This window comes from Micropruina sp. (assembly GCF_047602085.1).
GTDB lineage: Bacteria > Actinomycetota > Actinomycetes > Propionibacteriales > Propionibacteriaceae > Micropruina.
On record NZ_JASGID010000005.1, the window covers coordinates 494535 to 521138 of the forward strand.

Sequence of the window (26604 nt, forward strand, 5' to 3'; positions counted from 1 at the left end):
ATAGCCGGGCCAGCAACACGGTCGCCACGGGCATCGGCATGGCCGGCCACGCCCAACGCCGGGACACAGGGACGCGGGGTCGCGGGGTCGCGGGGACACAGGGACACAGGGACACGGGGACGCACCGCCCGGAACGGGTGAGCTGACCAGATCGGGTTCGGTCCCCTCGGAGCGGGATCGCGACCCAGATGCCGAAAGCCAGGGCGATCAGTCAGCAGCATCCGGTCGACGTCTGGGGCCACAGCGCCCCCACAGGCACCCCTCAGAGACGCGACAGCGCAGCCGCCGACCCTGGTGACCATGACGACGTCAACCCTCAGCCGCCCGGACGCCGCTGCGCCGACCGGCCCATCGGTTCGCCGCGGAGGGCCGCTGCCGCCGCTGGTCAGACGTGGTTCCCTGGCGGCCACGCTGCTGGCGGTGGCCGCGCTCTACACCTGGAACCTGGCCGCCTCCGGCTGGGCGAATTCGTTCTACTCGGCTGCCGTCCAGGCCGGCGCCGAGTCATGGAAGGCGTTCTTCTACGGCTCGCTCGACGCCGGCAATTCCATCACGGTCGACAAGACCCCGGGTGCGCTGTGGCTGATGGCGCTCTCGGTGCGCCTGTTCGGGCTCAGCTCGTGGAGCATTCTGCTACCGCAGGCCCTGTTGGGTGTGGCTTCTGCCTGGATCCTCTACGGCACGGTGCGGCGATCGCTGTCGCGATCGGGGTCGACGGTGCGCGCCCACTGGGCTGGCATCACCGCGGCGCTGGTCTTCGCGCTCACCCCGGCGGCCACGCTGATGTTCCGGTTCAACAACCCCGACGCCCTGATGGTGTTCTGCTACGTCGCCGCTGCCGCGCTCACCCTGCGGGCCGCCGAAACCGCCTCGCGCAAGCGACTGGCGTTCGCGGGCGCCCTGGTCGGGCTCGGCTTCCTGGCCAAGATGCTGCAGGCGTTCGTGATTCTGCCCTCACTGCTGATCGCCTACGCGATCGCCGCCCCCGCGTCGTGGAAGAAGAAGGTCGTCGACCTGCTCACCGCCTTCGCCGCAATGGTGCTCGCCTTCGGCTGGTGGATCGCCATCGTCGAACTTGTTCCGGCCTCGTGGCGGCCCTACATCGGCGGTTCGCAAACCAACTCGATTCTCGAACTCACCTTCGGCTACAACGGCCTGGGCCGGTTGAACGGCGACGAGACTGGCTCGGTCGGCAACTCGTCCGGGCGTTGGGGTCAGATCGGCATCGGTCGTATGTTCGTCACCGTCTCGGGCGAGATGGTCTCGTGGCTCATGCCCGCCGCCCTGCTGCTGGCGGTGGCCGGCTTCGTACTGCTCGGACGGCGCGCCTGGGCCACCACGCTGCGCTCCGGCGTCGAGACCGGACGCACCCGCACCGCCGGCGCACTGGCGCTCTTCGCGAGCTGGCTGGTGATCAACACCGCGGTGTTCAGCTTCATGGCCGGGATCTACCACGACTACTACACCGTGGCGCTGGCTCCGGCGATCGGCGGCACCCTGGCCATCGGCGGCGCCGTCGCCTGGACCCGGCGCGACACCTGGCTGGGCCGCGGCGCCCTGGCCCTGGCGGCCCTGGCGACCACAGCCTGGGGCATCACACTGGCCCGGGTGGCCGGCGGGGTCTATCTGACCACGTCGGTGATCGCCGGCGCCGTGCTGACCGGCAGCGCCGTGCTGTTCTTGTTCGGACGCCACCTGGCCCGCACCGTGCAGGTGCTCGCGATCAGCGCCGCGATCATGGCCGGGCTGGCCGGCCCAGCCGCCTATTCGCTCAACACCGCGGCGACCGCGCACACCGGATCCATCGTCACCGCCGGCCCAGCCCGCACGGGCATCTCGGGCAGCAGCGGCATGGGCGGCGGTGGCGGCGGCATGGGCGGCGGTGGCGGCGGCCGCCCCGGTGGCGGTAGCCAGGGCCAACCTTCCGGCCAGAATCAGACCGGAACCCAGAGCCAGCCGGGCACCGGATCGTCCACCAGCCGGGGTGGTGGCGGCGGTGGCGGTCAGAATCAGACCGGAACCCAGAGCCAGCCGGGCACCGGATCGTCCACCAGCCGAGGCGGCGGCAACCGCGGCGGCGGCGGCGCGGGCGCGCTGCTGAACGGCGCCAGCGTGTCGTCCGAGCTGGTCGCCCTACTCACCGCCAACGCGAGCGACTTCACCTGGGTGGCGGCCACCACCGGCGCCCAGAACGCTGCCAGCTACCAGTTGGCCAGCGGCTACCCCGTGATGGCGATCGGCGGCTTCAACGGCTCCGACCCCTCGCCCACTCTGGAGCAGTTCCAGGCCTACGTGGCGGCCGGCAAGATCCACTACTTCATCGGCGGCGGCAACTTCGGCGGCCAGAACGGCGGCAGCAACACCGCCTCGCAGATCGCCACCTGGGTGCAGCAGAACTTCACCGCGACGACGGTGGGCGGCACCACCGTCTACGACCTGACAGCGACGAAGTGAGGCGGGCATGACGCTGATCGAGAACGCCCCCCACACCATGCGCACCGCCGACCTGAGGCAGGCGCTGGTCGAGATCGTGATCCCGGTCTATAACGAGGCCGACGATCTCGAACGCTCGGTGCGGCGGCTGACCGGCTACCTGGCCGGGCAACTGCCGTGCCGCTACCGGGTGACCATCGCCGACAATGCCTCGACCGACGACACCCTGGCAATCGCGACGGCCCTGGCCGATCGGCTCGAGGGCGTCCGGGTGGTGCATCTGGAAGCCAAGGGCCGCGGGCGGGCCCTCAAGCAGGTGTGGCTGGGCAGCGACGCCGACGTGGTGGCCTACATGGATGTCGACTTGTCGACCGACCTGGCCGCCCTGCCGCCGCTGCTGGCCCCGCTGCTCTCGGGCCACTCCGACGTCGCGATCGGCAGTCGGCTGGCGAACGGCTCACGAGTGGTGCGCGGGCCCAAGCGCGAGTTCATCTCGCGCTGCTACAACCTGATTCTGCGCGGCGCCCTGCAGGTATCGTTCAGCGACGCCCAGTGCGGCTTCAAAGCCATGCGCACCGACGTGGCCCGCCGGCTGCTGCCGCTGGTGCAAGACACCAACTGGTTCTTCGACACCGAATTGCTCGTGCTGGCCCAGCGCGCCGGACTGCGCATTCATGAGGTGCCCGTCGACTGGGTGGACGACCCGGGCAGCACCGTCGACATCTCGGCCACCGCCGCCGAGGATCTGCGCGGTGTGTGGCGGCTGCTCAAGGGGCTGACCCGGGGCGATATTCCGATCGCGGTGGTGCGCGACGAACTTGCCCGCCCGGTGCTGCCAGCGGCACAGGCCCCCCAGGGGCTGCTCGGCCAGGTGGTGCGGTTCGGCGCAGTGGGTGTCGCGTCGACCCTGGCCTACTTCGTGCTGTACGTGCTCTTGCGCTGGGGCATGGACGCCCAGGCCGCCAATCTCACCGCGCTGGCACTGACCGCGGTGGCCAACACCGCCGCGAACCGCGTGTTCACCTTCGGCGTGCGCGGCAATGACGGCCTGCTCAGCCATCACGTCACCGGCCTGGTGGCCTTCGCGGTGGCGCTCGGCCTGACCAGCGGGTCGCTGGCACTGCTGCACCAGCTAGCACCCGAGTCGCCACGGCTGGCCGAACTCGTGGTGCTCGGCCTGGCCAATGCGCTGGCGACGGCCGTCCGGTTCGTGGCGCTGAAGTTCGCCATGGGCCGCCGCCGCGCCGGATCGGCGGGCTGAGCCGATTGCCGCGCTGCTGGCATAGAATCCCGGCGTGGTGAACGTCGGCGAGCCCCCCGTGGTGGCACAAGTGGTGCGCAACGGTTTCGTCGAATCGAGCCATCGCGGCATCGTGGTGGTCACCCGCGCCGACGGCTCAGTCTCGTATTCGCGCGGCGATTTCGACGCTCACATCCTGCCGCGTTCGTCGCTGAAGCCGATCCAGGCCCTGGCGATGGTGCGCTGCGGGCTGTCGCTGCCGTCCGACCAGTTGGCGCTGGCCTGCGCCAGCCACTCCGGCGAACCGATGCACCTGGCGACCGTGCGCAACCTGCTGCACGGTGCCGGGCTCAGCGAGGCCGACCTGCGCAACACCCCCGACCTGCCGCTGATGGACGATCCGCGCCATCGCTGGATCGCCGAGGGCCGGGCACCCAGCTCACTGGCCCAGAATTGCTCCGGCAAGCATGCCGCGATGCTGGCCACCTGCGTGCTCAACGACTGGCCGCGTGAGACCTACCTCAACCGTGGTCACCCCTGTCAGCAGGCCGTAATCGAGACCACCCGCAGCTTCGGCCAGAACGTGTACTGGACCTCGATCGACGGCTGCGGCGCCCCCGCCTACGCGATCTCGCTGGTAGGCCTGGCCCGCATCTTCGGCCTGATGGCGAAGGCCACCGACGGCGCCGAGAAAGAGGTGGCGGACGCCATGCGCGCCCACCCCGAGCTGGTCGGCGGAACCGGTCGCGACGTCACCGATTTGATGAGCGGCGTGCCCGGGATGATCGCCAAGGACGGCGCCGAGGGCGTCTACGCCGCCGGCCTGCCCGACGGACGCGGCATCGCGATCAAGATCACCGACGGCGGCATCCGGGCCCGTCCGGTCGTCATGGGTGCAGTGTTGCGGCGTCTCTGGGTGGGCGACGAGAAGCTGCGCCGGCGCATGATGGAGATGCCGATCTACGGCCGTGGGGTACCGGTCGGAGCGGTGATTCCGGTCGACATGTGAGGTTCGCGTCGTGGCTCGCATTCACCGAACCGACTGGCTGAACTGGTGGATGCCGCTGGTTTGAGCTCCCCGAAGCCCCGTGTGCGAACACCCCGTTCGAGGTCTCGACAAGCCCGGCCAACGAATAAGCCAGCGATTCCATAGGGACCCGCTGACCAACCCGACCCTCGCTGGTTGAGCTTGTCGAAACCCCTAGCCAGAGCACTCAGATCGAGACCTCAACAAGCCCGGCCAACGAAAAGACAGCATTCCTCTACACCGACTTCTCGGGGCCGCTGTCGTCCCCGGACGGGGGTTTCGAGGGCGCGGCCGGGCCGGCCTTCCCGCGAACCACGGGCGCGGTGACCACCGGCACGGCGTGCGGGCCCGCGAAGGGTGTCGGCTGCTTGGACCTGCCCTGCACCGTGCCGGACTCGGCGCCGGGCGGCTGCGTGAGGGTACTCACGGCACTCTGCTCACCGGCAGGGTCGATGAACCCACCGATCGGCGGCGACGCGATCGGGATGGGCCCGGCGCTCGCCCCGCCGTGGACACCGGTGCGCGCGGGGACCCCGGCGGCCTGGGCGATGCCCCCGATGTAGCTGAGCGCCGCCACGAACGGCAGCAGATGGCCGAGCCAGCCCACCCACACCCCGAGGTCGCCGTTGGGTGCGGCCGAGCCCGCCTGATAGGCCGTCCAACCGAACAGCACCAACCAGTACAGCGCCAGCAGCGTGGTGCCGGCCCATAGCAGGGAGCGGCCTCGCCCGATCCGGCGGCCGACGTACCCCGTGGCCGCGACGCTGCCCACCACGAAGACGAGCGTGCGCACCAGCGACAACACGATTTCCACCAGGCCTCCTCCATCAGGTGGCTTGCTCAGCCTAACCCGGTCGCGGGCCTCGTCAACGCTCCCTCGTGGGGGTTCTGCCGGCTTGCGCAAATCGGTTGCAGCACCCCCGTGGCGGGTGTTAGGTAGGGGCATGAGTTCGAAGGCGAACGCAAGCACCGTGCAGGTGACCAGCCCCGATGACGTCCGCAACGTGGTGCTGATCGGTAACGCCGGCTCGGGCAAGACCTCGCTGTTCGAACAGTTGCTGAAGGCTCGGGTCGAGGGCCACCGCGGCGACAAAGAAGACGCAGAGCGCGCGGCGCAACTGTTCCTGGCCTCGTTCGTCTCGGGCCAGGTGGTGGTGAACCTGCTGGACGCCCCGGGGCACCCCGACTTCGTCGGCGAGCTGCGCGCAGGCATCAGAGCCGCCGATGCCGCCATCTTCGTGGTCTCCGCGGCCGACGGCGTGGACGGTGCCGCGCAGGCGCTGTGGGAGGAGTGCCGCGAGGCCAACCTGCCCCGGGTGATCGTGCTCACCAAACTGGACGCCGGCCACGCCGACTTCGACACCTCGGTGGCAGAACTACAGGACGCCTTCGGCGACGGCGTGCACCCCACCCACGTGCCGACCTTCGCGGGGCCTGGGCAGGTGGCGGGCAACATCGGCCTGCTCAGCCTGGAGGAGCATGACTACACCGACGGAGCCCCGGTCAGCCGCACCCTCAACGCGCACGACGACCAGGTCGAGACCTACCGCGGCCCCCTGATCGAGTCGATCATCGAAGAGGCCGAGGACGACGGCCTGATGGATCGCTATCTCGACGACGACGAGCACCTCGACGTCGACTACCTGCTCGACGACTTGATGAAGGCAGTGGCCACCGCGAACCTGTTCCCGGTCGTGCCCGTGCAGACCGGCACCGGCGTCGGCATCGAAGAGCTGCTGCGGCTGATCGAGCACGGCTTCCCCACGCCGGGCCTGCACCCCAACCCTCCCCTCACCACCATCGGCGGCGAGGTGCTGCCGCAGCCCACCAGCGACCCGTCCGACCCGCTGGTAGCACAGGTGATCCGCACCACCACCGACCCCTTCGCGGGCCGACTGTCGATGGTGCGCATCTTCTCCGGCACCTTGCGCACCGACGACGTGGTGCACGTGTCGGGCCACCGCTCGTGGGTGGCCGGCGAAGAGAACGTGGCTCACCCCGACCACGACAACGACGAGCGGATCGGGTTGATCCAGTGCGCGGTCGGCACCGAACTGCGGCCCCGGCAGCAGGCGATCGCCGGCGAGATCGTGCTGCTGCCCAAACTGACCACGGCCGAGACCGGCGACACACTGTCGGCCAAGGATCGTCCCGGAGTGGTCGAAACCTGGCCACTGCCCGACCCGCTGCTGCCGCTGGCCATTCGCGCCGCCACCCGCAACGACGAAGACAAGCTGGCCGGGGCCCTGCAGCGGCTCGCGGTCGAAGACTCGACCGTGCGGCTCGACCGTGGCACCGGCGACCAACTGGTGCTATGGACCACGGGGCAGGCGCACGCCGACTTGGTGCTGGGCCGGCTGGTCGAGCGTTACCAGGTGCGGGTCGAGCAAGAGGAACTGAAGATTCCGATGCGCGAAACCTTCATCGGCGGCGTCACCGCGCTGGGCCGGCACGTCAAGCAGTCCGGCGGCCACGGCCAGTACGCGGTGTGCAACATCGAGGTCGAGCCGCTCGAACGTGGCGCCGGTTTCGAGTTCGTCGACAAGGTGGTGGGCGGTGCCGTGCCGCGGCAGTTCATCGCCTCGGTCGAGAAGGGCATCCGCAACCAACTCGACCGGGGCGTGTTCGCCGGCTACCCGATGGTCGACGTCCGGGTCACCCTGTTCGACGGCAAGGCGCACTCGGTGGATTCGTCCGACATGGCGTTTCAACTGGCCGGCTCCCTGGCCATCAAGGAGGCCGCCGCGGCCAAGGCCGGTGTCGTGGCGCTGCTCGAACCCATCGACCTGGTGACCGTCACCGTCGGCGAGGAGCACCTCGGAGCGGTGATGACCGACCTCTCGGGTCGCCGCGGTCAGGTGCTCGGCTCCGACTCGGCGAACCGCAAGGCGGTGGTAAGGGCACTGGTGCCCCAGGCCGAACTATCGCGTTACGCCATCGACCTGCGCGGTCTCGGCCACGGCTCGGGCACGTTCGCCCGAGAATTTCACGGTTACGAGCTGCTGCCCTCCGGGCTGCTCGACCGGTACACCAAGAAATAGGCAGGGTTGAGTGTGAAAACTTCGCACCAGTGGTGCGGGCCTAGGCTCGCACCACTCGGCCCCGAGCCGACCGTGCGAAGTTTTCACACTCGGGGTCCGCGCCCGGTCAGCGACAGTGCCGTGCGAACCAGCTCCACGAACCCTTGTGGATCGTCGTCGATCGCGTCTGCCGCAACCGGCAGCACGGTCCAGCCGGCCGCCGAAAGCCTGGCGTAGCGCCAGCGGTCCCTGGTGAACTCGACCCGACCGCTGTGCCACTCGTAGCCGTCAACCTCGACGACCACTCGGGCCGCGTCGAACACGATGTCGCCGTAGTAGGTGGTCTCACCCACGACGATTCGGTGGTTGGTGCGCCAGCCGGTGACGCCCGCGCTGCGCAGCAACCGATGAGCGGTGCGTTCGGGCTCTGACCACGGCTCGTCACGAGAATCGCGCAGCAGTGCCCGGCGGTGGGCGTTACCCGATCGGTGAGAATCAGTCTCGAGTGCCTGCCACAACTCCACAAGGCGTACCGCCCGGAGCCGCAGGGCTTGATCGATCACCGTGCCACCCAAGGCCGGAATGAGGTCGAGAACCGACTGGCTCGGGCCGGCGATCCGAAGCTCACCGCGATCGACGATCAACTCGGCCGCAACCCGGCGACGCTCCCAGACGAAGCCTGGGTAGCTGCCCCTGACTTCGCGGCTGACCGCCACCGTGACCGACGTGATCGGGCATTCCGGCCACCACGTGATCCTGGCTGCCGCCGCGCCCGAAATGACTCCACCGGGTCTGAAGGCGGCGGCAGCCCGAATCTTCACCTGCCAGCCCGGTTCTGGCGCCGAGTAGATACCGGGAAGCACCGGCACCAGCCGGCCGGTGGCGAGACAGTGGTCGAGTTGGCGAGTGATCGTGGGGTGCTGACGGCGAACCAGCACACCGCCTTCCGCCTGCAGCAGTTCGAGAACACGTTCCATACCCTTGAATGCACTTTTCGACCCCTGGTTTGTGAGTGCGGGTTCTGAAAAGTTCGCTCAATTTCCAGTCGAGCCGACTCGCCCAGGCACGACCCGTGCGAAGCACGCGAAGATTTCACACCATCCGCCGAGCATCGTGAGGGCGCGAACGGCCCGGGCCGTGCCTGGTCCGGGCCGTTCGCGAGGTATCGGTCAGAACGTGTAGACGGGCTGCGTGCCGGCGGGAACGCGGCGGCTGTCGACGATCTCTTTGCCCAGCGGCACGCAGGTGACCGGGATCATCTTGATGTTCGCGATGGCCAACGGAATGCCGACGATGGTGATGGCCTGGGCGACCGCCGTGGTCAGGTGCCCGATGGCCAGCCACAGACCGGCGACCAGAAACCAGACGACGTTGCCCAGGGCCGAGCCGACACCCGCGGTCGGCTTGCTGACGATGGTCTTGCCGAAGGGCCACAACGCGTAGGCGGCCATCCGGAACGAAGCGATGCCGAACGGAATCGTGATGATCAGAATGCAGGCCAGCAAGCCGAAGAAGACGTAGCCCAGGGCGAGCCAGAACCCGCCGAAGATGAGCCAGATGATGTTCAACAGGGTGCGCATGTGGGTCAGAAGCCTTTCGTGCAACGCGACGTGCGCCGCGGCACAATTGTTGCTCACCGGAGGCACTGTCACGGCGCCGCCCGACCAGCTTCAGGGAATTCCCAGGGCCGGATGCAGCCGCGGACCTATCGCTGATCCTTAGCCAGCTTGTCGAGACCCCGGACCTGCGGCTTTGACGCGGGGATTCGCCGAATCCATCATTCCCGATCCGGGCGCGGAGCCGCGGCCCGTCGCCGGCAAGGGCTTTCAACTCAGCCAGCGGTGTTTGCATTGATCAGCACTTCCTTGGCCTCGATCCACCGATGGGCGACGTGGCGAGCGACCACAGACGGGTGCAATGGCAAGCCGGGTGTGCCCAGGCCTACCGCGGGGCGTACGGCCACCGCAGCCAGTGCGCCCGGCTGGGGTCGTGCAGTGGCCGCAGATCGGTGGATCGAGGCTCAGGGCACTAGCCTGGCGGCATGCACCAACCCCTGCCACGTGTGCAGCGCGAGGTGGTCTCGTTCGTACGGCGCAGTTCACGGATGAACCCCAGCCAGCTCAAGGCCTGGACCGACCTGCAGCACTGGGTGGTGCGGGTTCCGGCCCGCGAGAGTTCCACCTCGGTGGCCGCTGAGGCCGAGGTCGACTGGGCCGAGGTGTTCGGGCGCCGGGCTCCGCTCGTGGTCGAACTGGGCGGCGGCACCGGTGACGTGATCGCGGCGGTGGCTGCCGCCCACCCCGAGCGCGACTTCATCGGCTTCGAGGTGTTCGAACCCGCCGTGGCCAGCACCCTGTCGAAGTGCGCCCGGGCCGGGGTCGGCAATGTGCGCATGGTGGTCGCCAACGGTGTGGACGCCCTGGGCGCCCTGATCGATGACGACAGCCTCACCGAGCTGTGGACCTTCTTTCCCGACCCCTGGCCCAAGAAGCGGCACCACAAACGCCGGCTCGTCTCGACCGGCTTCGCCGACCTGGTCGCCGACAAGCTCGCCCCGCGGGGCCACTGGCGCCTGGCCACCGACTGGGCCGAGTACGCCGACGCCATGCATGCGGCACTGGAGGCCCATCCGCGATTGGTCAACTGCCACGACGGCTGGGCGCCCCGGTGGCAGGATCGTCCGGTGACCGGGTTTGAGGCCAAGGGCCGCGCCGCCGGACGCACCATCTACGACCTGTGCTACCGACGCAGAGAAGGGGGTCGGCCGTGAGGCTTCGGCTCGACATCGCCTACGACGGCAGCGACTTCCACGGCTGGGCAGCACAGCGTGGCTTGCGCACGGTTCAGGAAGAATTGGAGGCCTGGATTCCCCGGTTGCTGCGGCTGTCCGAGCCGGTCACGCTGACCTGCGCCGGACGCACCGACGCCGGCGTGCACGCCCGCGGCCAGGTTGCGCACCTCGACCTACCGCCGGTGGAGAACGCTGACCGGCTGGTCGCCGACCTGGCCTACAAGCTGCGCAACGTGCTGCCGTCCGACCTGGTGGTGCGCCGGGTGAGCGTGGCGCCGCCCGGTTTCGACGCCCGGTTCTCGGCGATCTGGCGCCGCTACGTCTATCGCATCGCCGACTCGACCCCTGACCCGCTGCTACGCATTCACACCCACGCGATGCGCTCCGAGCTCGACCTGGCGCGGATCAACGCGATGGCCTCGCGGCTGACCGGCCTGCACGACTTCGCGGCCTTCTGCAAGGCGCGCGAGGGCGCCACCACAATCCGCAACCTGCAGCATCTGTCTGCCCGGCGCACCTGGGGCGACGTGGCCGAGATCACCGTGCGCGCCGACGCGTTCTGCCACTCGATGGTGCGCTCGCTGGTCGGCGCCCTGGTCGCCGTGGCCACGTCACGGCGCGACCCGGACTGGCTGGTCGGCCTGCTCGGCGCAACCGAACGCGCCGGCGAGATCACGGTGATGCCGCCGGGCGGTCTGACGCTCGAAGAGGTCGGCTACCCACCCGATCGCGAACTGGCAGCCCGCGCCACCGAAGCCCGCGCCGTACGCACCCTGGAGGCCCCGTGAGCCATTACTTCACCGAACCCACCGGGCCTGAGAAGCGGCGTGAGATCGAGGTGCGGTTCTGGGACACCACGTGGCGCTTCACCACCGCCAACGAGGTGTTCAGCTCCGACGGGCTCGATCTGGGCACGGCGGTCCTGCTGCGCGAGAGCGCACCGCCGGCCGAGGCCACCCGCCTGCTCGACCTGGGCTGCGGGTGGGGGGTGCTGGCGGTGGCGCTGGCCAGCGCAGTGCCCGGCGCGATCGTCGACGCCGTCGACGTCAACCCGCGGGCACTGGCCCTGGCCGACAGCAACGCACACGCGCACCGGGTGGCCGACAGGGTGCGTCCGTTGACCCCGGACGCCGTAGAGCCGGACGTCCAATACGACGAAATCTGGTCAAATCCACCGATCCGGATCGGTAAGGCCGCGCTGCACGACCTGTTGCTCACCTGGCTGCCCCGACTCAGGCCGGGCGGAACGGCCCGGTTGGTGATCGGCCGCAACCTGGGTGCCGACTCGCTGCAGCGCTGGCTGGTCGAGCAGGGGTGGCGCTGCGACCGGACGGCCAGCGCCAAGGGCTTTCGGGTCTTCGCCGTGCGGTCGAGCGAGAACTGAACCCCCTACCGGGCAACCGCCGAGATGCCTACTGTTGGGCGCGCGGGCAGATGAGCTGACCAGCACGGGACGAAGGAGATGGGCGTGGCTGACACCGATGGAGGAAAGCTTGTCGATGACCTGATCGCCAAGGCCAAGGGCGTCGGGGGGCAGGTCAAGGAGTTCGCCGAGGACGCATTCGACCACGTCAAGGACTTCGCCGAGGACGCATTCGACCACGTCAAAGACTTCGCCGCGGACGCAGGCGGAAACATCAAGGAATTCACCTCGGAAGCGGTCGAGGCCGGACAGCACGCCATCGAGGGCATCAAGCACAAGCTCGACCGCGGCGCGGATGCTGCGTCCGACGTGGCAGGCAAGACCAGCGAAGCAGTCAAGGACGCGGCAGCGGAAGCCGTCGACGCGGTTCAAGACGCCACAGCCGAAGCCACCAGGGCCGCCGAAGACTCGATCGGCGAGGCGCACAGCTGAGCGCACCCGGCAACGGAGGGCCGCCCACGAGTGGCTCTGGCGTTTTCGTCGGCACCAGATGCACCGATTTCCGCTGGTCGAGCCTGTCGAGACCCCAGACACACTACCTTGGCAAGGGGGTTCGACGCAGCTCAACCAGCAGCGCGGCGCGTCGATCCGCCAGCTTCGTGACGGACGCACGGCGGGGCGCCGGCCGGTCGGCTAGGGTGTCGCCACCTGATCCGTGCAGGGGAACCCGGTGTGAGTCCGGGGCTGACCCGCAGCCGTGACGCCAGAGGCGAAGTCGGAATGCCTGCCCGGTTCTGGCTCTCACACACCCGTCGTGGCGCGCGGGGAGGGGCGTGCGTCTTGGTCCGACTCCCTTCGTGAACACACGCGAAAGGACTCAGATGCACCCAACCCTGCAGCGACTGCTGGCCGTCGGGACTACGGCCGCCCTTGCCGTCTCGACCCTCGTGGCCACGGCGCCCAGCGCCCAGGCCGCCGAGCCCAGCGCCACCAAGGCCGCCAACTACATGGTCAAGAACCTGCCCAGCACCTCTGATGGAGCCGGCGCGTCGATGACCGCCGCACTGGGGCTGGCCACGACCGGCGACTGCACCTACGCCCCGGCGGCGCGCACCCTGGTGAAGCAGATCGAGAAGAACGCCAAAGCGTATCTGTACCCGAGCAAGAAGCTCAACCAGGCCCGGGCGGCCAATCTGGCGATCACGGTCAAGGCTCTCGGCCTCAATCCGAAGAAATTCGCCGGCTACAACCTGATCTCGCTGGTCACCAAGGGACTCCCGGATGACGGCCAGGTCGGTTCGTCGGCGTCCGCCTTCAACCAAAGCCTCGGCATCATCGCGCTGAAGCGGGCCAGCGCCACCATTCCGGTGACGCTGCTGACCAACCTGCTCGGCCAGCAGGACGACAGCGGCGCCTTCGGCTACGAGTACAACGGATTCAACGCCGACCCCGACACCACCGCGATGGGGTTGCTGGCATTGCAGGCGCTCGGTGAGCTCAAGCCACAACTGGACGCAGCGGTCGATTGGGCCAAGGGCGCTCAGACCACCGACGGCTACTGGTCAAGCTACTCCCCCGTCGACTCCACCGGTCTGGTCGGCTCGGCCCTGTCGGCCGCCGGCGAGGACGCCGCCGCCACTGAGGCGACGACCTGGCTGGGCGAAGTGCAGCACTCCGACGGTGGCTTTCCCAACAGCCTGGACGAGGGCACCGGCTCGAACGTGATGGCCACCGCCAACGCGTTGTGGCTGATCACCGGAACCTCGCTGCTCGACGTGTCGCTGAACCTGAGCACGTGCCCGGCCAACCCGCCGACCCTGCCCAAGGCCACCACCGCCTGCACCGGCGTGTGGGTCGTGGTCGACCGTGGCAACGGCCAAGACACGGTGCGTTGCGCCACCAAATTCAGCACCGGGCTGGCCGCGCTGAAGAGCGCTGGGTTCACGGTCAAGACCACCACCACCCAGTGGGGGCCCTTCCTGTGCCGGATCCAGAGCTTCCCGAGCACCTGCACGAGCACCAGCGCAACGTACTGGGGCTACTGGTACGCCAACCCAAAGGCCGACGGAACCTGGGGCGAATGGGTCGAGTACGGCGTGGGAGCAGCAGAGTCGGCGCCCCAAGCGGGCGCTGCCGAGGGATTCATCTACGGCCCCTGGCTGAACGGCGAGCAGCCCGACCTGGAACTGCCGCCCACCGGCTACACCGACGCCCCCGTGCCCACCATCGCCGGCACCGCCAAGAAGGGTCAGACGCTGACCGCCACCGCCGGTAGCTGGACGCCGAGCCCCGACACGCTCGCCTACCGGTGGTACCGCTCGGGCAAGGCCATCGCGAAGGCCACCAAGACGACCTACAAGCTGACCAGTTCGGACGTCGGCAAGAAGATCACCGTGACGGTGACCGCCAGCGGCAGCGGCCTGCAGACCGTGTCGCGCACCTCGGCGGCCACCGCGAAGGTCACCAAGTGAGAAAGCACCTGGTCGCGCTGGCGCTGACGGCTGTTGCCGTCAGCGCCAGCGCGCCCGCCTCGATCGGCGTGGCCCGAGCGAACACACCCCAACCGGCCTTCGCCAACCAGCCGGCCGCACCCCAAGAAGCCGCACTGAAGCCGGCCGCGCTGCCTCAGGCGGCGAGTTGCAGCGGGGTCTGGGTGGTGGTCGACTTCGGCTCGCTGGGCGGCATCAGCACCAGATGCGCCAGCAGCTACGGCACCGGGCTGACCGCGCTGAAGAGCGCCGGCTTCTCCCCCACCGTCGACGAGGGCTTCGTCACCAAGATCTCGGGCAAGCCGAGCAAGCCCGACATCAACAAGGCGTACTGGTCGTACTGGCACGCCACTCGGGCCGACGACGGCAGCTACTCCGACTGGAGCTACTCCAACCTCGGAGCCGGCAGCTACCAGCCCAAGAAGGGCAACGCCGAGGGGTGGCGCTATGTGTCGCTGAGCGATCCGAAGACGCCGCCGCAGGCCGCCCCGCCCAGCGCCGAGGTAGCGACCCCGACACCCACCAAGACCACAGCCAAGCCGACAGCCACCAAGACCACGAACAAGGCGACCACGACGGCCAGCGCCACCCGGTCGGCCACCACCACGACCACATCCAGGGCCACGACCTCAACCACGTCCACCAAGACGAGCGCCAGCGCGTCCGGCACTTCGACCAGCGCGGCACCCAGCGCCACCGACTCGCCCACGGACGGCTCGGCCCCGGTCGAGACGTCCGAGAGTGCCGCCGCGCAGGAACAGGCCTCGACCCCCGACCCGGACGGTTCGAACGGCAGCCCGGTGGGCGCCATCGTGGTCGGCGCGGTGGTGGTAGCGGCGGCCGGCGGCCTGGGCGGCTGGTGGATGCTGAAGGGACGCCGGCCCTGACCGGCGTTCACCCCTGGGCGTGGTGGTGCTGGGCGATCGGCGTGGGCATCGCCGTCAGCGGCACCACCAACCCGCTGCTCCTGGCGCTGATCGCCACCGCGGTGATCGTGGTGGTGATGCTGCGCCGCAGCGAAGCGCCCTGGGCCAGGTCGGTGCGGGCCTACCTGCTGCTGGCACTGTTCGTGATCGGCATGCGGGTGTTCTTTCGCATCGTGTTCGGCGGCGGTTCGGGCGAGATCGTGCTGTTCACCCTGCCGTCGGTGCCGCTGCCCGACTGGGCGGCCGGCATTCAACTGGGCGGCCCGGTGACGGCCGAAGCCCTGGTCGGCACCCTGTACGAGGCGCTCCGGCTGGCGGTGCTGCTGCTCTGTGTCGGCGCAGCCAACGCGCTGGCCAACCCCCGACAGGCGCTGCGCTCGGTGCCGGCCGCGCTGTACGAGGCGTCGGTGGCCGTGGTGATCGCGCTCAGCGTGGCTCCGCAGTTGATCGAGAGCCTCGCCCGGGTGCGCAAGGCCCGGCGGCTGCGCGGTGATCGGGCCACGGGCCTGCGCGCGGTCGGCCGTATTGCCCTGCCGGTGCTGGCCGACGCCATTGACCGTTCCCTGGCCCTGGCCGCAAGCATGGAGTCGCGCGGTTTCGCCCGCACCCGCGGCCTGCCCACCCATGGCACCCTGCCGGTGATGCTGGTCGCGTCGTCGACAGCCACCCTGGGCGTCTTCCTACTGCTCAGCACCGACCACTGGCAGCTGGCCTGCGGGCTGCTGGCCGGCGGCGCCGTGGGCGTGGCGATCGGGCTGCGGGCCGCGGGTGCGCGGCTGCGGGTGACCAGGTATCGTCCGCAGCCCTGGCGGCCCGCCGACACCGTGGTCGCGGCCACCGGCCCGCTGACCGCGGCCCTGGTGCTGGGGCTGGGCTGGCTCGACCCCGATGCACTCAGCCCTGGGCTGGCCGAGTTGCTCGACCCGCAGGCGCTGTTCCCGTCCACCGACCCACTGCAGTGGCCGGCGGTGACCGCGCCGATGCTGCTCGCGGTGGCGTTCGCGCTGGCACCGCTGCCGCTCACCGCAGCGCGCCGGAGCGCCACGGTCGCCTCCACCCGCAACGACACCCGGGTGCGGCTGCTGCGCGCGCAGCCCACCCCGAGCGCCCACCCGGAGCCGACGTGACGGTGATCGGCTTTCACCAGGTGAGCGTGACCTACCCGGGCGCCGAGCGTCCGGTGCTGAACGAGGTGACGTTCGAGCTGCCCGAGGGCGACCTGTGCCTGGTGATCGGCTCGACCGGTTCGGGCAAGTCGACGCTGCTCGGCGCGATCAACTCGCTGGTGCCGCACTTCACCGGCGGCACCCTGCGCGGCCGGGTGCTGGTCGCCGGCCGCGATACCGCCCAGCACCGCCCCCGCGACCTGGCCGACGTGGTGGGCTACGTCGGCCAAGACCCGCTGCGCGGCTTCGTCACCGACACCGTCGAGGACGAGATCGCCTACGGCATGGAGCAACTGGGCATCACACCCCCAGCGATGCGGAAGCGGGTCGAAGAGACCCTCGACCTGATGGGCATCGCCGAGTTGCGCCGGCGTCCGCTCGCCGAGCTGTCCGGGGGCCAGCAGCAGCGGGTCGCGATCGCCGCGGTGCTGGCTGCCCAGCCGCGCATTCTGGTGCTCGACGAGCCCACCTCGGCACTCGACCCCACCGCCGCCCAAGATGTGCTGGCCGCCATCGGCACCCTGGTGCACGAGGTGGGGCTGACCGTGGTGCTGGCCGAGCACCGGCTCGAACGAGTGATGCAGGCCGCCGACTCGATGCTCTGGCTGCCCGGCGACGGACGGGTGCTGCACGGCCCCCCGGGCGCGATGCTGGCGCAGGCCACGATCACGCCGCCGCTGGCCGAACTGGCCCGGCTGGCGGGCTGGTCCCCGGTGCCGCTCAGCGTCCGCGAGGCCCGCCGCCGGGCGCTCGCTGAGGGACTGGCACCCGCCCCGCCCGAACCCCGGCCGGTGTCGACCGGGGCGGTGGTTCTCTCGGCCCGGCGGCTGGCCGTGCGCTATGGCGCCTTGATCGCGGTGAACGCCGTCGACCTCGACTTGGCCGCCGGCACCGTGACCGCCCTGCTGGGCCGCAACGGCGCCGGCAAGTCGTCATTGCTGTGGGCGCTCCAGGGCGCACTCACCTGCTCGGGCGAGCTCGACGTGCAGGGCCATGACCCGCGCCGGCTCGCTGCCGCGCAGGCCCGCCGGCAGGTCACGCTGGTGCCGCAGACGGCCGCCGACCTGCTCTACCTGCCCAGCGTGGCCGCCGAATGCGGCCAGGCCGACGCCGAGAGCGATGCCGAACCGGGCACCACCGCCGGCCTGCTGCGTGACCTGGGGGTCGAGCTGCCCCCCGAGCGCGATCCACGCGACCTCTCCGAGGGGCAACGGCTGGCCCTGGTGCTGGCCGTTCAGCTCGCCGCCCGTCCGCCGGTGTTACTGCTCGACGAACCGACCCGCGGCCTCGACTATCGGGCGAAGGCCGAGCTGCGCGGCATCGTCCGACGGCTGGCGGGCGAGGGTGTCGCGGTGCTGATCAGCACCCATGACGTCGAGTTCGCCGCCGCCACCAGCACCCGCACCCTGCTGATGGCCGACGGCGAGGTGATCGCCGACGGACCCACCGCCGAGGTGCTCACCTCGTCGCCGGCCTACGCCCCACAACTGGCCAAGGTGTTCGCGCCGGTGCCGGTGCTCACCGCCGACGACGTGGCGGCGGGGCTGGCATGACCGGCGAGCGCACCCGGGCGTCGTGGGCGGTGGCGGTGGCGCTGGCCATCGGGGCTCTCGCATTCGGGTGGCCGCTGGTGCTGCGTCCGCAATCGGGGCTGCCGCCCGAACTGGCCCCGCTGGTGTTCGCCCTGGTGCTGCCGTTGGTGCTGGCGGTGCTGCTGTCGGAGCTGGCCGGCGGACGCATGGACGCCCGCACCCTGGCCATGTTGGGGGTGCTGGCCGCGGTCGGCAGCCTGCTGCGTCCGCTCAGCGCGGGCACGGCGGGCATCGAGCTGCTGTTCTTCGTGCTGATCGTGGCCGGGCGGGTCTTCGGTGCCGGCTTCGGCTTCGCACTGGGGGCGATCACCCTGTTCACCTCGGCCCTGATCACCTCGGGGGTGGGCCCCTGGCTGCCCTACCAGATGCTGGCCGCCGGGTTCGTCGGGCTGTTCGCCGGGCTGCTGCCACCGGCCCGGGGGCGCGCGGAAGTCTGGCTGCTGGCCGGCTACGGCATGGTGTCGGCCTTCGCCTACGGCTGGGTGATGGACTTCGCCTTCTGGCCGTTCGGGGTGGGCAACGACACCGGCATCTCGTTCGACCCGGCGCTCGGGCCGCTGCAGAATCTGCACCGGTTCGCGCTGTACAACATCGCCACCTCGATGGGCTGGAACCTGGGCCGGGCGCTCACCAATGCGGTGCTGATCGCGCTGGTCGGGCCGGCCCTGCTGCGGCTGCTGCGCCGCTCGGCCCGGCCGGCCGCGTTCGAGCCCGGTGCCGAGCCGTCCTGACCGCCCGGCCAGGGGGTTTCGCGCGGCGGGGTTCGGAATAGAGTGTTGTGAACGCGGGTTGGCCCAGTAACGGCCGATCACCCGACCCGCCACCAACGAAGGAGACTCGATGACCTACACGCTGCCGGACCTCCCCTACGACTACGGCGCACTCGAGCCGCACATCTCGGCCAAGATCATGGAGCTGCACCACAGCAAGCACCACGCCGCCTACGTGGCCGGCGCCAACACCGCCTTGGAGAAGCTGGCGGCGGCCCGCGAGAGCGGCGACTTCGCGGCGATCAACAAGCTCGAGAAGGACCTCGCGTTTCACCTGGGCGGGCACGTCAACCACTCGGTGTTCTGGAAGAACATGTCGCCCGAGGGCGGCGGACGACCCGACGGCGAGATCGCCGCGGCGATCGACGAGTTCTTCGGCTCGTTCGAGGGTTTCCAAAAGCAGTTCACCGAGGTGGCCAACGGCCTGCAGGGCTCCGGCTGGTCGGTGCTGGTCTGGGACACCTTGGGCAAGCGGCTCAACATCAACCAGCTCTTCGACCAGCAGGGCAACCTGCCGGTGGGCCAGTTGCCGGTGCTGCAACTCGACATGTGGGAGCACGCCTTCTACCTGCAGTACCTCAACGTGAAGGGCGACTACGTCAAGGCGTGGTGGAACGTGGTCAACTGGGCCGACGTCACCGAACGCTTCGGCACCGCCCGGCAGGCGGGCGTGCAGTACTGACCGACGCGCCGCCCTGAGCAGCCGCTGAACCAAAAAGAACCGTCCCCTGAACCACAGGGGACGGTTCTTCTTGGTTCAGGGGACGGTTCCTTTTGGTTCACGCCGGGTCGGCACGGGCACAAGGCCCCCGGGAAGAGCGTCGGGGGCAGCCTTCCCGTCTCACCGTGATCGAGGACGCAGCGCGAAAGACGTCCGGGTATATCGCGCTGACTACGGAGGCAGCACGTTGCACGCTGGGTATTCCCTGAGAAATTTGCGTCTATCCTGAGCTTCAGTCACACTCATTCTCAGGTTGTTCTCATGAATTGCCCGCCGTGCCCTCAACTACTGGAGTCCTCCATCGTGATCTGGTCCTGGAAGCTGACCGCGCTGACCGGAGCTGTCGTGCTCACCGGTGGTGCCCTCTCGGCCGCCGCGCTCGACAAGACCGTCGCCATCAACATTGACGGCCAGACCACCTCGGCCACCAGCTTCGCCGGCACCGTCGGCGACCTGCTGCAGGGCCAGGGCATCGCGGTCGGCCCGCGCGACGTGGTGATTCCTTCGATCGACAGCCCGGTGGCCGACGGCTCGACGGTGCAGGTGCAGTACGCCCGCAAGGTCACCCTGCTGGTGGACGGTGCCCCCACCGAGTTCTACACCACCGCCACCACCCTGGACAGCGCCCTGCAGACCGCCGCGCTGCACGGCCTGGGTGGGGCCGACTTCTCGGTGTCGCGCTCGGTCGGCATCGGCCGCGAGGGGCTCACCGTCGACGTCCGCACCCCCAAGACGATCACCCTCACGGTGGCCGACGGCAAATCCGAGAAGATCACCACCACCGCCGACACCGTCGCCGAGCTGCTCGGCGAGCAGGGCGTGGGAATGAACGTCGGCGACCGGATCAAGCCGGCCCTGCGCACCGCGCTGGACGACGACCTCGAGGTCACCCTGACCCGCGTCGAGACGACCACCAAGACGGTCACCGAAAGTGTTCGCTACGACGTGATCAAGACCAAGTCGAAAAAGCTCTTCACCGGGCAGACCAAGGTCACCACGACCGGCAAGAACGGCACCGCGAAGGTCACCTACGAATACGTCTCGATCAACGGCGGCGAGGCGTCCAAGAAGGCGCTCAAGCGGGTGGTCATCGTCGCGCCGGTGAGCGCCCGCGTGACCGTGGGCACCAAGGCCGGCTCGGCCAGCGGCGGCGGCATCAGCCTGGCCCGCGCCGCCATGTGGGATCGGATCGCCAAATGTGAGTCGGGCGGCAACTGGCACATCAACTCCGGCAACGGCTACTACGGTGGCCTGCAGTTCGCCAACGCCTCGTGGCGGGCCAACGGCGGCACCGACTTCGCCGCACGCGCCGACCTGGCCAGCCGCGCCGAGCAGATCACAGTGGCCAACCGCTACTACGCCAAGGCCGGACTCGCTCCGTGGGGTTGCCGGCACGCCGCCTGAACGCCTTTCAACGATCAACGGGAGATCACGATGCGGTTCATCACCAGACTGACGGCTACCGCCGGCTGCGCCACCCTGCTACTGGGCGGGCTGGTCCTGCCCGCTCACGCCGAGACCGGCACCACGACGCTTGCTCTCGACGTGAGCTACGCGGGTGTCACGCGCCAGGTCACGGTGGCCGGTGCGGCAACGGTCGCGGACGCCCTGACCCACCTCGAGTTGGCCGTGGACGACGACGACGTGGTGTCGCCCGCGCTCGACACGACCCTGACCGACGGCATGACCGTGGTGGTCGACGTGGTGAGCACCAGCACGACGGTGAAGAACGTCACGCTGAAGTACTCCACGGTCAAGGTGAACACCAAGAAGCTGCCCAAGGGCACCAAGAAGGTCGTCAAGAAGGGCCGCAACGGCAAAGCTGCCCGCACCTTCCTGACCACCACCGTCAACGGCGTTTCGACCACCGCCGTGGTGGCCGAGACGATCACCAAGAAGGTGGTCGACAAGGTCGTCAAGGTAGGCTCCGGAAAGCTGAACCTGGCCCGGCTGAAGAAGTGGAACAAGATCGCCAAATGCGAGTCGGGCGGTCGTTGGGCGATCAACACCGGCAACGGCTACTACGGCGGCCTGCAGTTCAGCCTCGCCACCTGGCGTTCGGTCAAGGGCCGGCAGTTCGCGACCTACCCGCACAAGGCCAGCAAGGCCGAACAGATCACCGTAGCCAACCGGCTCTACGCCAAGCGCGGCTTCAAGCCGTGGGGTTGCCGGCACGTGCTCTGACCCAGGCTGACCCTCTTCCCCCCGAGGGCCTGGGGCGCGTCCACCGTCCATCGGTGGGCCGTCCACCGGGCCGCTTTCCCCTCCCCCCGGAGAGTGGCCCCCACTGTCGAGCTGGGCTCCCGCCATCGGGAGCCCAGCTCGCCTGTTGCACCCGCTTGGTCGAAACCGTCGGCAATTGGGGACGTGCTGATTTTCACTGGTTAAGCTTGTCGAAACCCCTTGCCCCAGCGTGATGACCGAGGTTTCGACAAGCGCGACCGGCGAAAAGGCAGCGCTTCCCTGGAGGGTTTCCCCGAGCTCAACCGGCGGGTGGACGTGCCCTTGACTGCGGACGGGCTCAGGGCGCCGGCGGCAGCCCCAGGGACGGCAGCGGCAGCGGGTTCTCACCCGGGTCGAGGGCATCGATCCGCTCTGCCGACCAGGTGACTCCCGCCGGCTGAAACGCCGGCTCACGCCAGGCCTGATAGCTCAGTGCCTCGGGACCGGGCAGCAGGTACACGTCGCGCAACGCGACCACGCACCGGTCGGCCAGCGCCGCGTACTCGGCGCTGAGCGCCGGCAGCGCAAGCGCCGCCGACCAGTTCGGGCCCGATGGGGTGGGCGCCGTCCAGCCGGCCGCCAGCATCACCGGCTCGTCGGCCCCGTGCGCTGCTGGGCCGGCGGTGAACACGGGTCCGGCGGCCTCGGCGGTCAGTTCTGCCTCGGTCGCCGAGAATTGCACGTACCCCTGCTTACCGGGCGCCGCCACGATCAGCAGGCACCGGTCGGACAGTTCGCGCAGCGTCGCCCGCAGGTTGTCGCGGAAGTCGTCCCAGGTCATCGGCTCACTCCCCCAACTCACGCAACACCTGGGCGTACTGCGGCGTGGTGAAGTCCACCGTCACCGACCGCTTGCCCCGCACCACCACCGTCCGGGCACCATCGGCATGGTCCCATTGCGCGCTGCGGCCGCCGCTGTCGCTCAACGCCGCCTCTCCCCAGCGCCGGACGCCCTCGCGGACGACCAGCGCGTACTGATCGTCGAGGAATTCCTCACCCTCGTCGCCCAGGTCGCGCACGATGTCGGTGACCCAGAAGTTCAGCGCCGCGGTCTCACCGGTGGGCATCGAGACGATCGCCACCGCGGGCTCGCTGAGGGCGTCCGCGCCGTTCTCCATCATCTCGTCGTCGTCGGGCGTCCAGCCGATCCGCTCGCCCAACAGCTGGACCTGCGCCGGGGTCTGCGGCCAGCCGGCGGCGAGCCAGAAGTCGACGATGTCGGCGGCCCGCTGAGCGCTCATCGCTTTCCACGTCATGAAAATGACCCTATCTACTTGAGGTTGGGCAGCTTGAGTGCGGCAGGATCAAGGACGAACGGCGTCACCCTGATCTGTCCGCCCGGCAGGGCCTGCACCAGGTCGTATTCGATCCTGATCGTGCCGTCCTTCAGGGCGCTGGTGATCGGCGAGTCCGGATTGGCCTCCATGAACTGCCGCAGCGAATCGCCCAGCCGCGGGTCGGTCTTCATGATGTCGTTCACGTAGGTGGTGGAGCCCTGCTGGGCCCGGACCCCGTCCACCGTCCGCTCGCCGAGCTGCGAGGTCCCGCCCTTCGCCTCGTAGAACTTCACCGTGGGCGGATTGCCATGGATGGTCGCCTGGTCGAAACGGCCGGCGCCTGCCCCGCCCGCGTCGATCAGGGTGAACTCGCCGCGGACCTTCGCGATCGCGGCAGCCGCCTTGTCGCCGAGGCGCTCCGAGGTCGACCGCAGGATGTTCGCCGACAGGCGGTCGTTGACCAGGGCGTTGCGCAGGGATTTGCCCTGTTTGGCGGTGAGCACCCCGTCGTCGATCAGGTCGCCGATCTTCTTCTCAGCGACAGCGCGGGTGGATCCCTGTAGCTCCTTCGGGTCGATGCCCAGGTGTTCCATCAGCCGGTGCAGCCTGCCGCTCGCCTCGTGGGAGTTCGCCAGCGCCTGCTCGCGCTGTTCCACCCGCGCGTCGTGGGCGGCCGTCTCAGCGTCACTCACCCGCTCGTCGACCGACGTCCCCTTCTCGGCCTTCTCGACCGGCAGGTCGCCCTCAGGCCGGTTCGGATCGGCGGCGAACCGTCCGGTCTCGGCGTTGTGCAGCCTGCCGTTGCTGTCGCGGTAGCTGTTCGCCGGGTCGCCCTCCAGATGCCGGCGACCCTCGGCGTCGAAGGTGTAGTCGCCGCGCCCGTGCGGATCGTGCGTGGGCCCGCTGCCAGGGGCCACCTCGCGGGCGGGCGAATCGGACGCACCGTGATCGGTAGAGGGGTCGTGTGCGACGCCGTCGCCGTCCACCGGGTGCTGGTCGGGGTCCACCGTGTGACCGGGAGCATCCGGCCCGGTGCCGTCGGGGTCGCCCACCGGGTGGCTGTCGGTGTCCGGATGCTCCGGCGTTACGGCGGGCTCCGGGTTCTGGTCGTGCGGGTTGACCGGCTGCCGAGGCTCCGGCTTGCTGAGGGCAGCCTCCGGATCGGGCTTGGTGACCCCGGGTTCGGACTGCGGCTTGGTCGGCTCGTGATCGGGCTTGATCGAGGCAGGCTCGGCCTGCGGCTTGGTGGTCGAGCCGTTCGGCTCGCCGCTGCCCGCATGCGCGCTGCCGGGCTGCGTGGTGCCGGGCTGCGTGGTGCCCGCATGCGTCGTGCCCGGCTGAGCGGACGCCGGGTCGGCGTTCGACGTGCTGTGCGTACCCGATGTGCCCGACACGTCCGCCTGCACGCCGTTGCCGAACACATCGTTACTCACCCGGCGGTTGCCGGCGTTCGACGGCACGCTGTCGGTGATCTCGTCGAGCAGCGAGGCCGGATTGAACGTCGGCGCCTTCGCGCCCAGCCGGGCGGCGTCGTCCAGCATGCTGACCGGCACGTCGTCGGCGAACTTGAACACGCTGCGCAGCACCGGAATCGTGTGCAGGCCGCCCTTCACCAGCCAGCTCCCGCCCGGCACGGCGAAGTCGGCGACGGCAGCAGAGATGCGAGCCACCCGGGCCCCCATGCCGGCGACCTTCAGCCCGGCGGTCACCTCACCGGCACCGGGAATGAACAGCGTGCCCACGTTGAGAATCGACTCGGTCGCGGTGGCGACGCCGTCCTCTTTCCACTTGTGAAAGGGATCCTTGGCCTGCAGGTCGATGCCGACCAGGCTGCTGACCATGGTGGCCACGACCATATTGCGCTCGTCGAGCCAGGCAGACACGGCGTTGTCTCCCATAACTGCCTTCAGCCCCTGCGACATTCCGAGGCTGCCGATGCCGCTGACCGCCAGCGACACCACGACGTTACCCAGGCCCATCCAGGTCTGGCCGGCGTGCCCCCAGTCACCCCAATCGCCGGTCTCGGGGTTGTAGCTGATCAACTGGCCGAGGCCCTCGACGGTGTTCTTGCCGAACTGGTAGGCGCCGTGACCGACCGACTCGGGGCAGTTGCGGTCTTCCTCGCGCGGCGAGCCCCACGGCATCGGCGACTCGGGGTCGGTGAACGCCGCCGCGGGGATCGGTTCGACCTTCTGCTTATCGGCCGGCAGGCTGGTGAGCCCGTTGATGCCCGTGGCGCAGATGGACGCGGCAGTCGAGACGTCTTCGTAGAGGCCTGCGATCTCCTTGACGAAGGCCTCGTTCTCTTCCCAGGTCTCGGTGTCCTCGTACCAGGGCACCTTCTTGCGCTGCTGGTCCTGCCCGGTGGCCCAGTTCCAGCCGGCCTCGATGTAGGTTCCGACGCTGGCGTCCGCCGCCTCGGTGGCGTCCACCCAGACGCCGTCCTTCACCCTGTCGTGAAATTCCTGGGCGCGCTGCTCGAAGTCGGCAAGCTTCGGCTTGATGCCGTCCAGCGCCTCGGCGTAGGCGTCGAGGTAGCCGGCCATCGAGTCGAAGGTGGTCTTCAACGTCTCCGATGCGGTGGCGGGCTCGTCCATCAACGCGTACACCGTGGCTTGCTCGGGCGCCGAGTAGCAGCCGGGCAGGCTCGAGGTCCAGGTGGTCTTGATCGCGTCGGTCTGGGTGTCGACGCTCGCACCCATGGTGCGAATGCCGCTGGCGGCCGTGGTGATCGCGCTGGTGTCGAGGTCGGCCGCCTTTGCCGGCAACAGGGCCGGGGTGATCAGGCCGTCGCCCGACACGCCCTCGCTCGCTCCGCCCTCCGCGGTGCAAACCATCTGGGTCATCGCGTACTCAATCCTGGTAGCCGTGGTCGATGAAGTACTGGAAGTCGCCGGTGTCTGCGGCCTTCTGAGCCTCGGACTGGAACGTGGCCGCCATGTCGTACTGGCCCTGGTTGTAGGCGATGGTCGCGTTCGACACACCCACCAGGCCCGCGCTGATGTGGTTTTGAATCACCTTGAGGTTCTCGCCCTGCTCGGTCATCACCTGACCCACTGCGGTGCTCACCTCGGCGGTCAGGGCACCGCCCCAGACGAGGCCGTCGCCGATTGCGGTGAATTTCTCTTCGGTGAGCGCCTCGCCCAAGGTGGTGTTGTCGGCCGACACCTCGGTCAGCACCGTCTGCACCTCGGTCGGGTTGATGTTCCAACTGGTCATGTCGTGCCTCCTCAGCGACGGTTCTCGAGTCGTCCGCCGATGCCGGCCGCGATCGCCTCGGCCAGCGCCCGGCCCCGGCCGTCGTCGCCGTAGGGCAGGGTCAGGTCGGTCCACAGCGCGAAGGCGGACGGTGGGGCCTGCAGCGCCTGCGCGGCCTCGCGTGACCGCAACACCGGACGGGTGCCGAACAGGCACAGCAACGGCTTTCCGGTGGCGTCCACGAATTGCCTGATCTCGCCGCCCCGAAACGCGACGTACGCGCCGTCGGGGTGCGCGGCGGCGGCGATGGCGAGCACCGCATCGGTGCTCGGCTCCACATCGCTCAACAAGGCCAGTTCGGTCGGCAT

24 protein-coding genes and 1 riboswitch are annotated in these 26604 nt (G+C 69.4%); of the genes, 16 read left to right on the plus strand and 8 right to left on the minus strand.

Going from position 1 to position 26604, the window contains the following annotated elements:
- Positions 1-300: 300 nt before the first annotated feature.
- From QM721_RS11275 to QM721_RS11285, 3 genes are read left to right on the plus strand one after another with little or no spacing between them, the layout of a single operon-like run.
- The gene (locus QM721_RS11275) at positions 301-2454 is read left to right on the plus strand and encodes an ArnT family glycosyltransferase (protein ID WP_415121951.1); all 2154 of its coding nucleotides are present in this window, start codon (positions 301-303) and stop codon (positions 2452-2454) included.
- Between the two features lie 7 nt (positions 2455-2461).
- Positions 2462-3694, plus strand: a complete 1233-nt coding sequence (locus QM721_RS11280) for a glycosyltransferase (protein ID WP_415121953.1) — start codon at positions 2462-2464, stop codon at positions 3692-3694.
- A 34-nt stretch (positions 3695-3728) separates the two neighbouring features.
- Positions 3729-4682: an asparaginase gene (locus QM721_RS11285; RefSeq protein WP_415121955.1), complete on the plus strand. Its 954-nt coding sequence runs from the start codon at positions 3729-3731 to the stop codon at positions 4680-4682.
- A gap of 253 nt (positions 4683-4935) precedes the next feature.
- On the opposite strand, the gene QM721_RS11290 is transcribed toward QM721_RS11285, so the two are convergent.
- On the minus strand, positions 4936-5514 hold the full coding sequence (locus QM721_RS11290) for a hypothetical protein (protein ID WP_415121957.1): 579 nt from the start codon (positions 5512-5514) through the stop codon (positions 4936-4938).
- A gap of 130 nt (positions 5515-5644) precedes the next feature.
- Between QM721_RS11290 and QM721_RS11295 the strand changes: the two genes are divergently transcribed.
- Complete coding sequence (locus tag QM721_RS11295) at positions 5645-7741, plus strand: elongation factor G-like protein EF-G2 (RefSeq protein ID WP_415121959.1); 2097 nt, start codon at positions 5645-5647, stop codon at positions 7739-7741.
- A gap of 83 nt (positions 7742-7824) precedes the next feature.
- Here QM721_RS11295 and QM721_RS11300 read toward each other — a convergent pair whose 3' ends face one another.
- The gene (locus tag QM721_RS11300) at positions 7825-8697 is read right to left on the minus strand and encodes a DUF559 domain-containing protein (protein WP_415121961.1); all 873 of its coding nucleotides are present in this window, start codon (positions 8695-8697) and stop codon (positions 7825-7827) included.
- A 192-nt stretch (positions 8698-8889) separates the two neighbouring features.
- Positions 8890-9357: a YccF domain-containing protein gene (locus QM721_RS11305; RefSeq protein ID WP_415121963.1), complete on the minus strand. Its 468-nt coding sequence runs from the start codon at positions 9355-9357 to the stop codon at positions 8890-8892.
- A 404-nt stretch (positions 9358-9761) separates the two neighbouring features.
- On the opposite strand from QM721_RS11305, the gene trmB reads away from it, so the two are divergent.
- The 12 genes from trmB (at position 9762) to QM721_RS11365 (ending at position 21722) form a co-directional block, all read left to right on the plus strand.
- Positions 9762-10490 (plus strand): tRNA (guanosine(46)-N7)-methyltransferase TrmB, encoded by a 729-nt coding sequence (gene trmB, locus QM721_RS11310; protein WP_415121965.1) that lies wholly within the window; start codon positions 9762-9764, stop codon positions 10488-10490.
- Complete coding sequence (gene truA, locus QM721_RS11315; protein ID WP_415121967.1) at positions 10487-11299, plus strand: tRNA pseudouridine(38-40) synthase TruA; 813 nt, start codon at positions 10487-10489, stop codon at positions 11297-11299. The genes trmB and truA overlap by 4 nt, the downstream gene beginning before the upstream one ends.
- Positions 11296-11895: a class I SAM-dependent methyltransferase gene (locus tag QM721_RS11320; RefSeq protein ID WP_415121969.1), complete on the plus strand. Its 600-nt coding sequence runs from the start codon at positions 11296-11298 to the stop codon at positions 11893-11895. The genes truA and QM721_RS11320 overlap by 4 nt, the downstream gene beginning before the upstream one ends.
- Positions 11896-11979: 84 nt before the next feature.
- On the plus strand, positions 11980-12366 hold the full coding sequence (locus QM721_RS11325) for a hypothetical protein (RefSeq protein WP_415121971.1): 387 nt from the start codon (positions 11980-11982) through the stop codon (positions 12364-12366).
- Positions 12367-12553: 187 nt separating this feature from the next.
- Positions 12554-12681: riboswitch (cobalamin riboswitch) on the plus strand.
- 74 nt (positions 12682-12755) lie between these two features.
- Positions 12756-14345 (plus strand): hypothetical protein, encoded by a 1590-nt coding sequence (locus QM721_RS11330; protein WP_415121973.1) that lies wholly within the window; start codon positions 12756-12758, stop codon positions 14343-14345.
- Entirely contained in the window at positions 14342-15250 is a 909-nt protein-coding gene (locus QM721_RS11335) for a hypothetical protein (RefSeq protein WP_415121975.1), read from the plus strand. Before QM721_RS11330 ends, QM721_RS11335 begins: the two co-directional genes overlap by 4 nt.
- On the plus strand, positions 15223-16416 hold the full coding sequence (locus QM721_RS11340; RefSeq protein WP_415121977.1) for an energy-coupling factor transporter transmembrane component T: 1194 nt from the start codon (positions 15223-15225) through the stop codon (positions 16414-16416). Before QM721_RS11335 ends, QM721_RS11340 begins: the two co-directional genes overlap by 28 nt.
- Positions 16413-18008 (plus strand): ABC transporter ATP-binding protein, encoded by a 1596-nt coding sequence (locus tag QM721_RS11345; protein WP_415121979.1) that lies wholly within the window; start codon positions 16413-16415, stop codon positions 18006-18008. Before QM721_RS11340 ends, QM721_RS11345 begins: the two co-directional genes overlap by 4 nt.
- A complete protein-coding gene (locus tag QM721_RS11350) occupies positions 18005-18778 on the plus strand; it encodes an ECF transporter S component (protein ID WP_415121981.1) in 774 nt (257 codons plus the stop codon). The genes QM721_RS11345 and QM721_RS11350 overlap by 4 nt, the downstream gene beginning before the upstream one ends.
- 109 nt (positions 18779-18887) lie before the next feature.
- Positions 18888-19499: a superoxide dismutase gene (locus QM721_RS11355; RefSeq protein WP_415121983.1), complete on the plus strand. Its 612-nt coding sequence runs from the start codon at positions 18888-18890 to the stop codon at positions 19497-19499.
- 300 nt (positions 19500-19799) lie between these two features.
- Complete coding sequence (locus QM721_RS11360) at positions 19800-20942, plus strand: transglycosylase family protein (RefSeq protein WP_415121985.1); 1143 nt, start codon at positions 19800-19802, stop codon at positions 20940-20942.
- Positions 20943-20972: 30 nt separating this feature from the next.
- Positions 20973-21722 (plus strand): transglycosylase family protein, encoded by a 750-nt coding sequence (locus tag QM721_RS11365; protein ID WP_415121987.1) that lies wholly within the window; start codon positions 20973-20975, stop codon positions 21720-21722.
- A gap of 337 nt (positions 21723-22059) precedes the next feature.
- Here QM721_RS11365 and QM721_RS11370 read toward each other — a convergent pair whose 3' ends face one another.
- From QM721_RS11370 to QM721_RS11390, 5 genes are read right to left on the minus strand one after another with little or no spacing between them, the layout of a single operon-like run.
- On the minus strand, positions 22060-22542 hold the full coding sequence (locus QM721_RS11370) for a TY-Chap domain-containing protein (RefSeq protein ID WP_415121989.1): 483 nt from the start codon (positions 22540-22542) through the stop codon (positions 22060-22062).
- 4 nt (positions 22543-22546) lie between these two features.
- The gene (locus QM721_RS11375; RefSeq protein ID WP_415121991.1) at positions 22547-23017 is read right to left on the minus strand and encodes a DUF6301 family protein; all 471 of its coding nucleotides are present in this window, start codon (positions 23015-23017) and stop codon (positions 22547-22549) included.
- 14 nt (positions 23018-23031) lie between these two features.
- A complete protein-coding gene (locus tag QM721_RS11380) occupies positions 23032-25884 on the minus strand; it encodes a hypothetical protein (RefSeq protein WP_415121993.1) in 2853 nt (950 codons plus the stop codon).
- A 7-nt stretch (positions 25885-25891) separates the two neighbouring features.
- Positions 25892-26257, minus strand: coding sequence for a DUF6507 family protein (locus QM721_RS11385; RefSeq protein WP_415121995.1), 366 nt, complete (start codon positions 26255-26257; stop codon positions 25892-25894).
- 11 nt (positions 26258-26268) lie between these two features.
- Positions 26269-26604 carry a hypothetical protein gene (locus tag QM721_RS11390; protein WP_415121997.1) on the minus strand — a complete coding sequence of 112 codons (336 nt, stop codon included), beginning with the start codon at positions 26602-26604 and terminating at the stop codon, positions 26269-26271.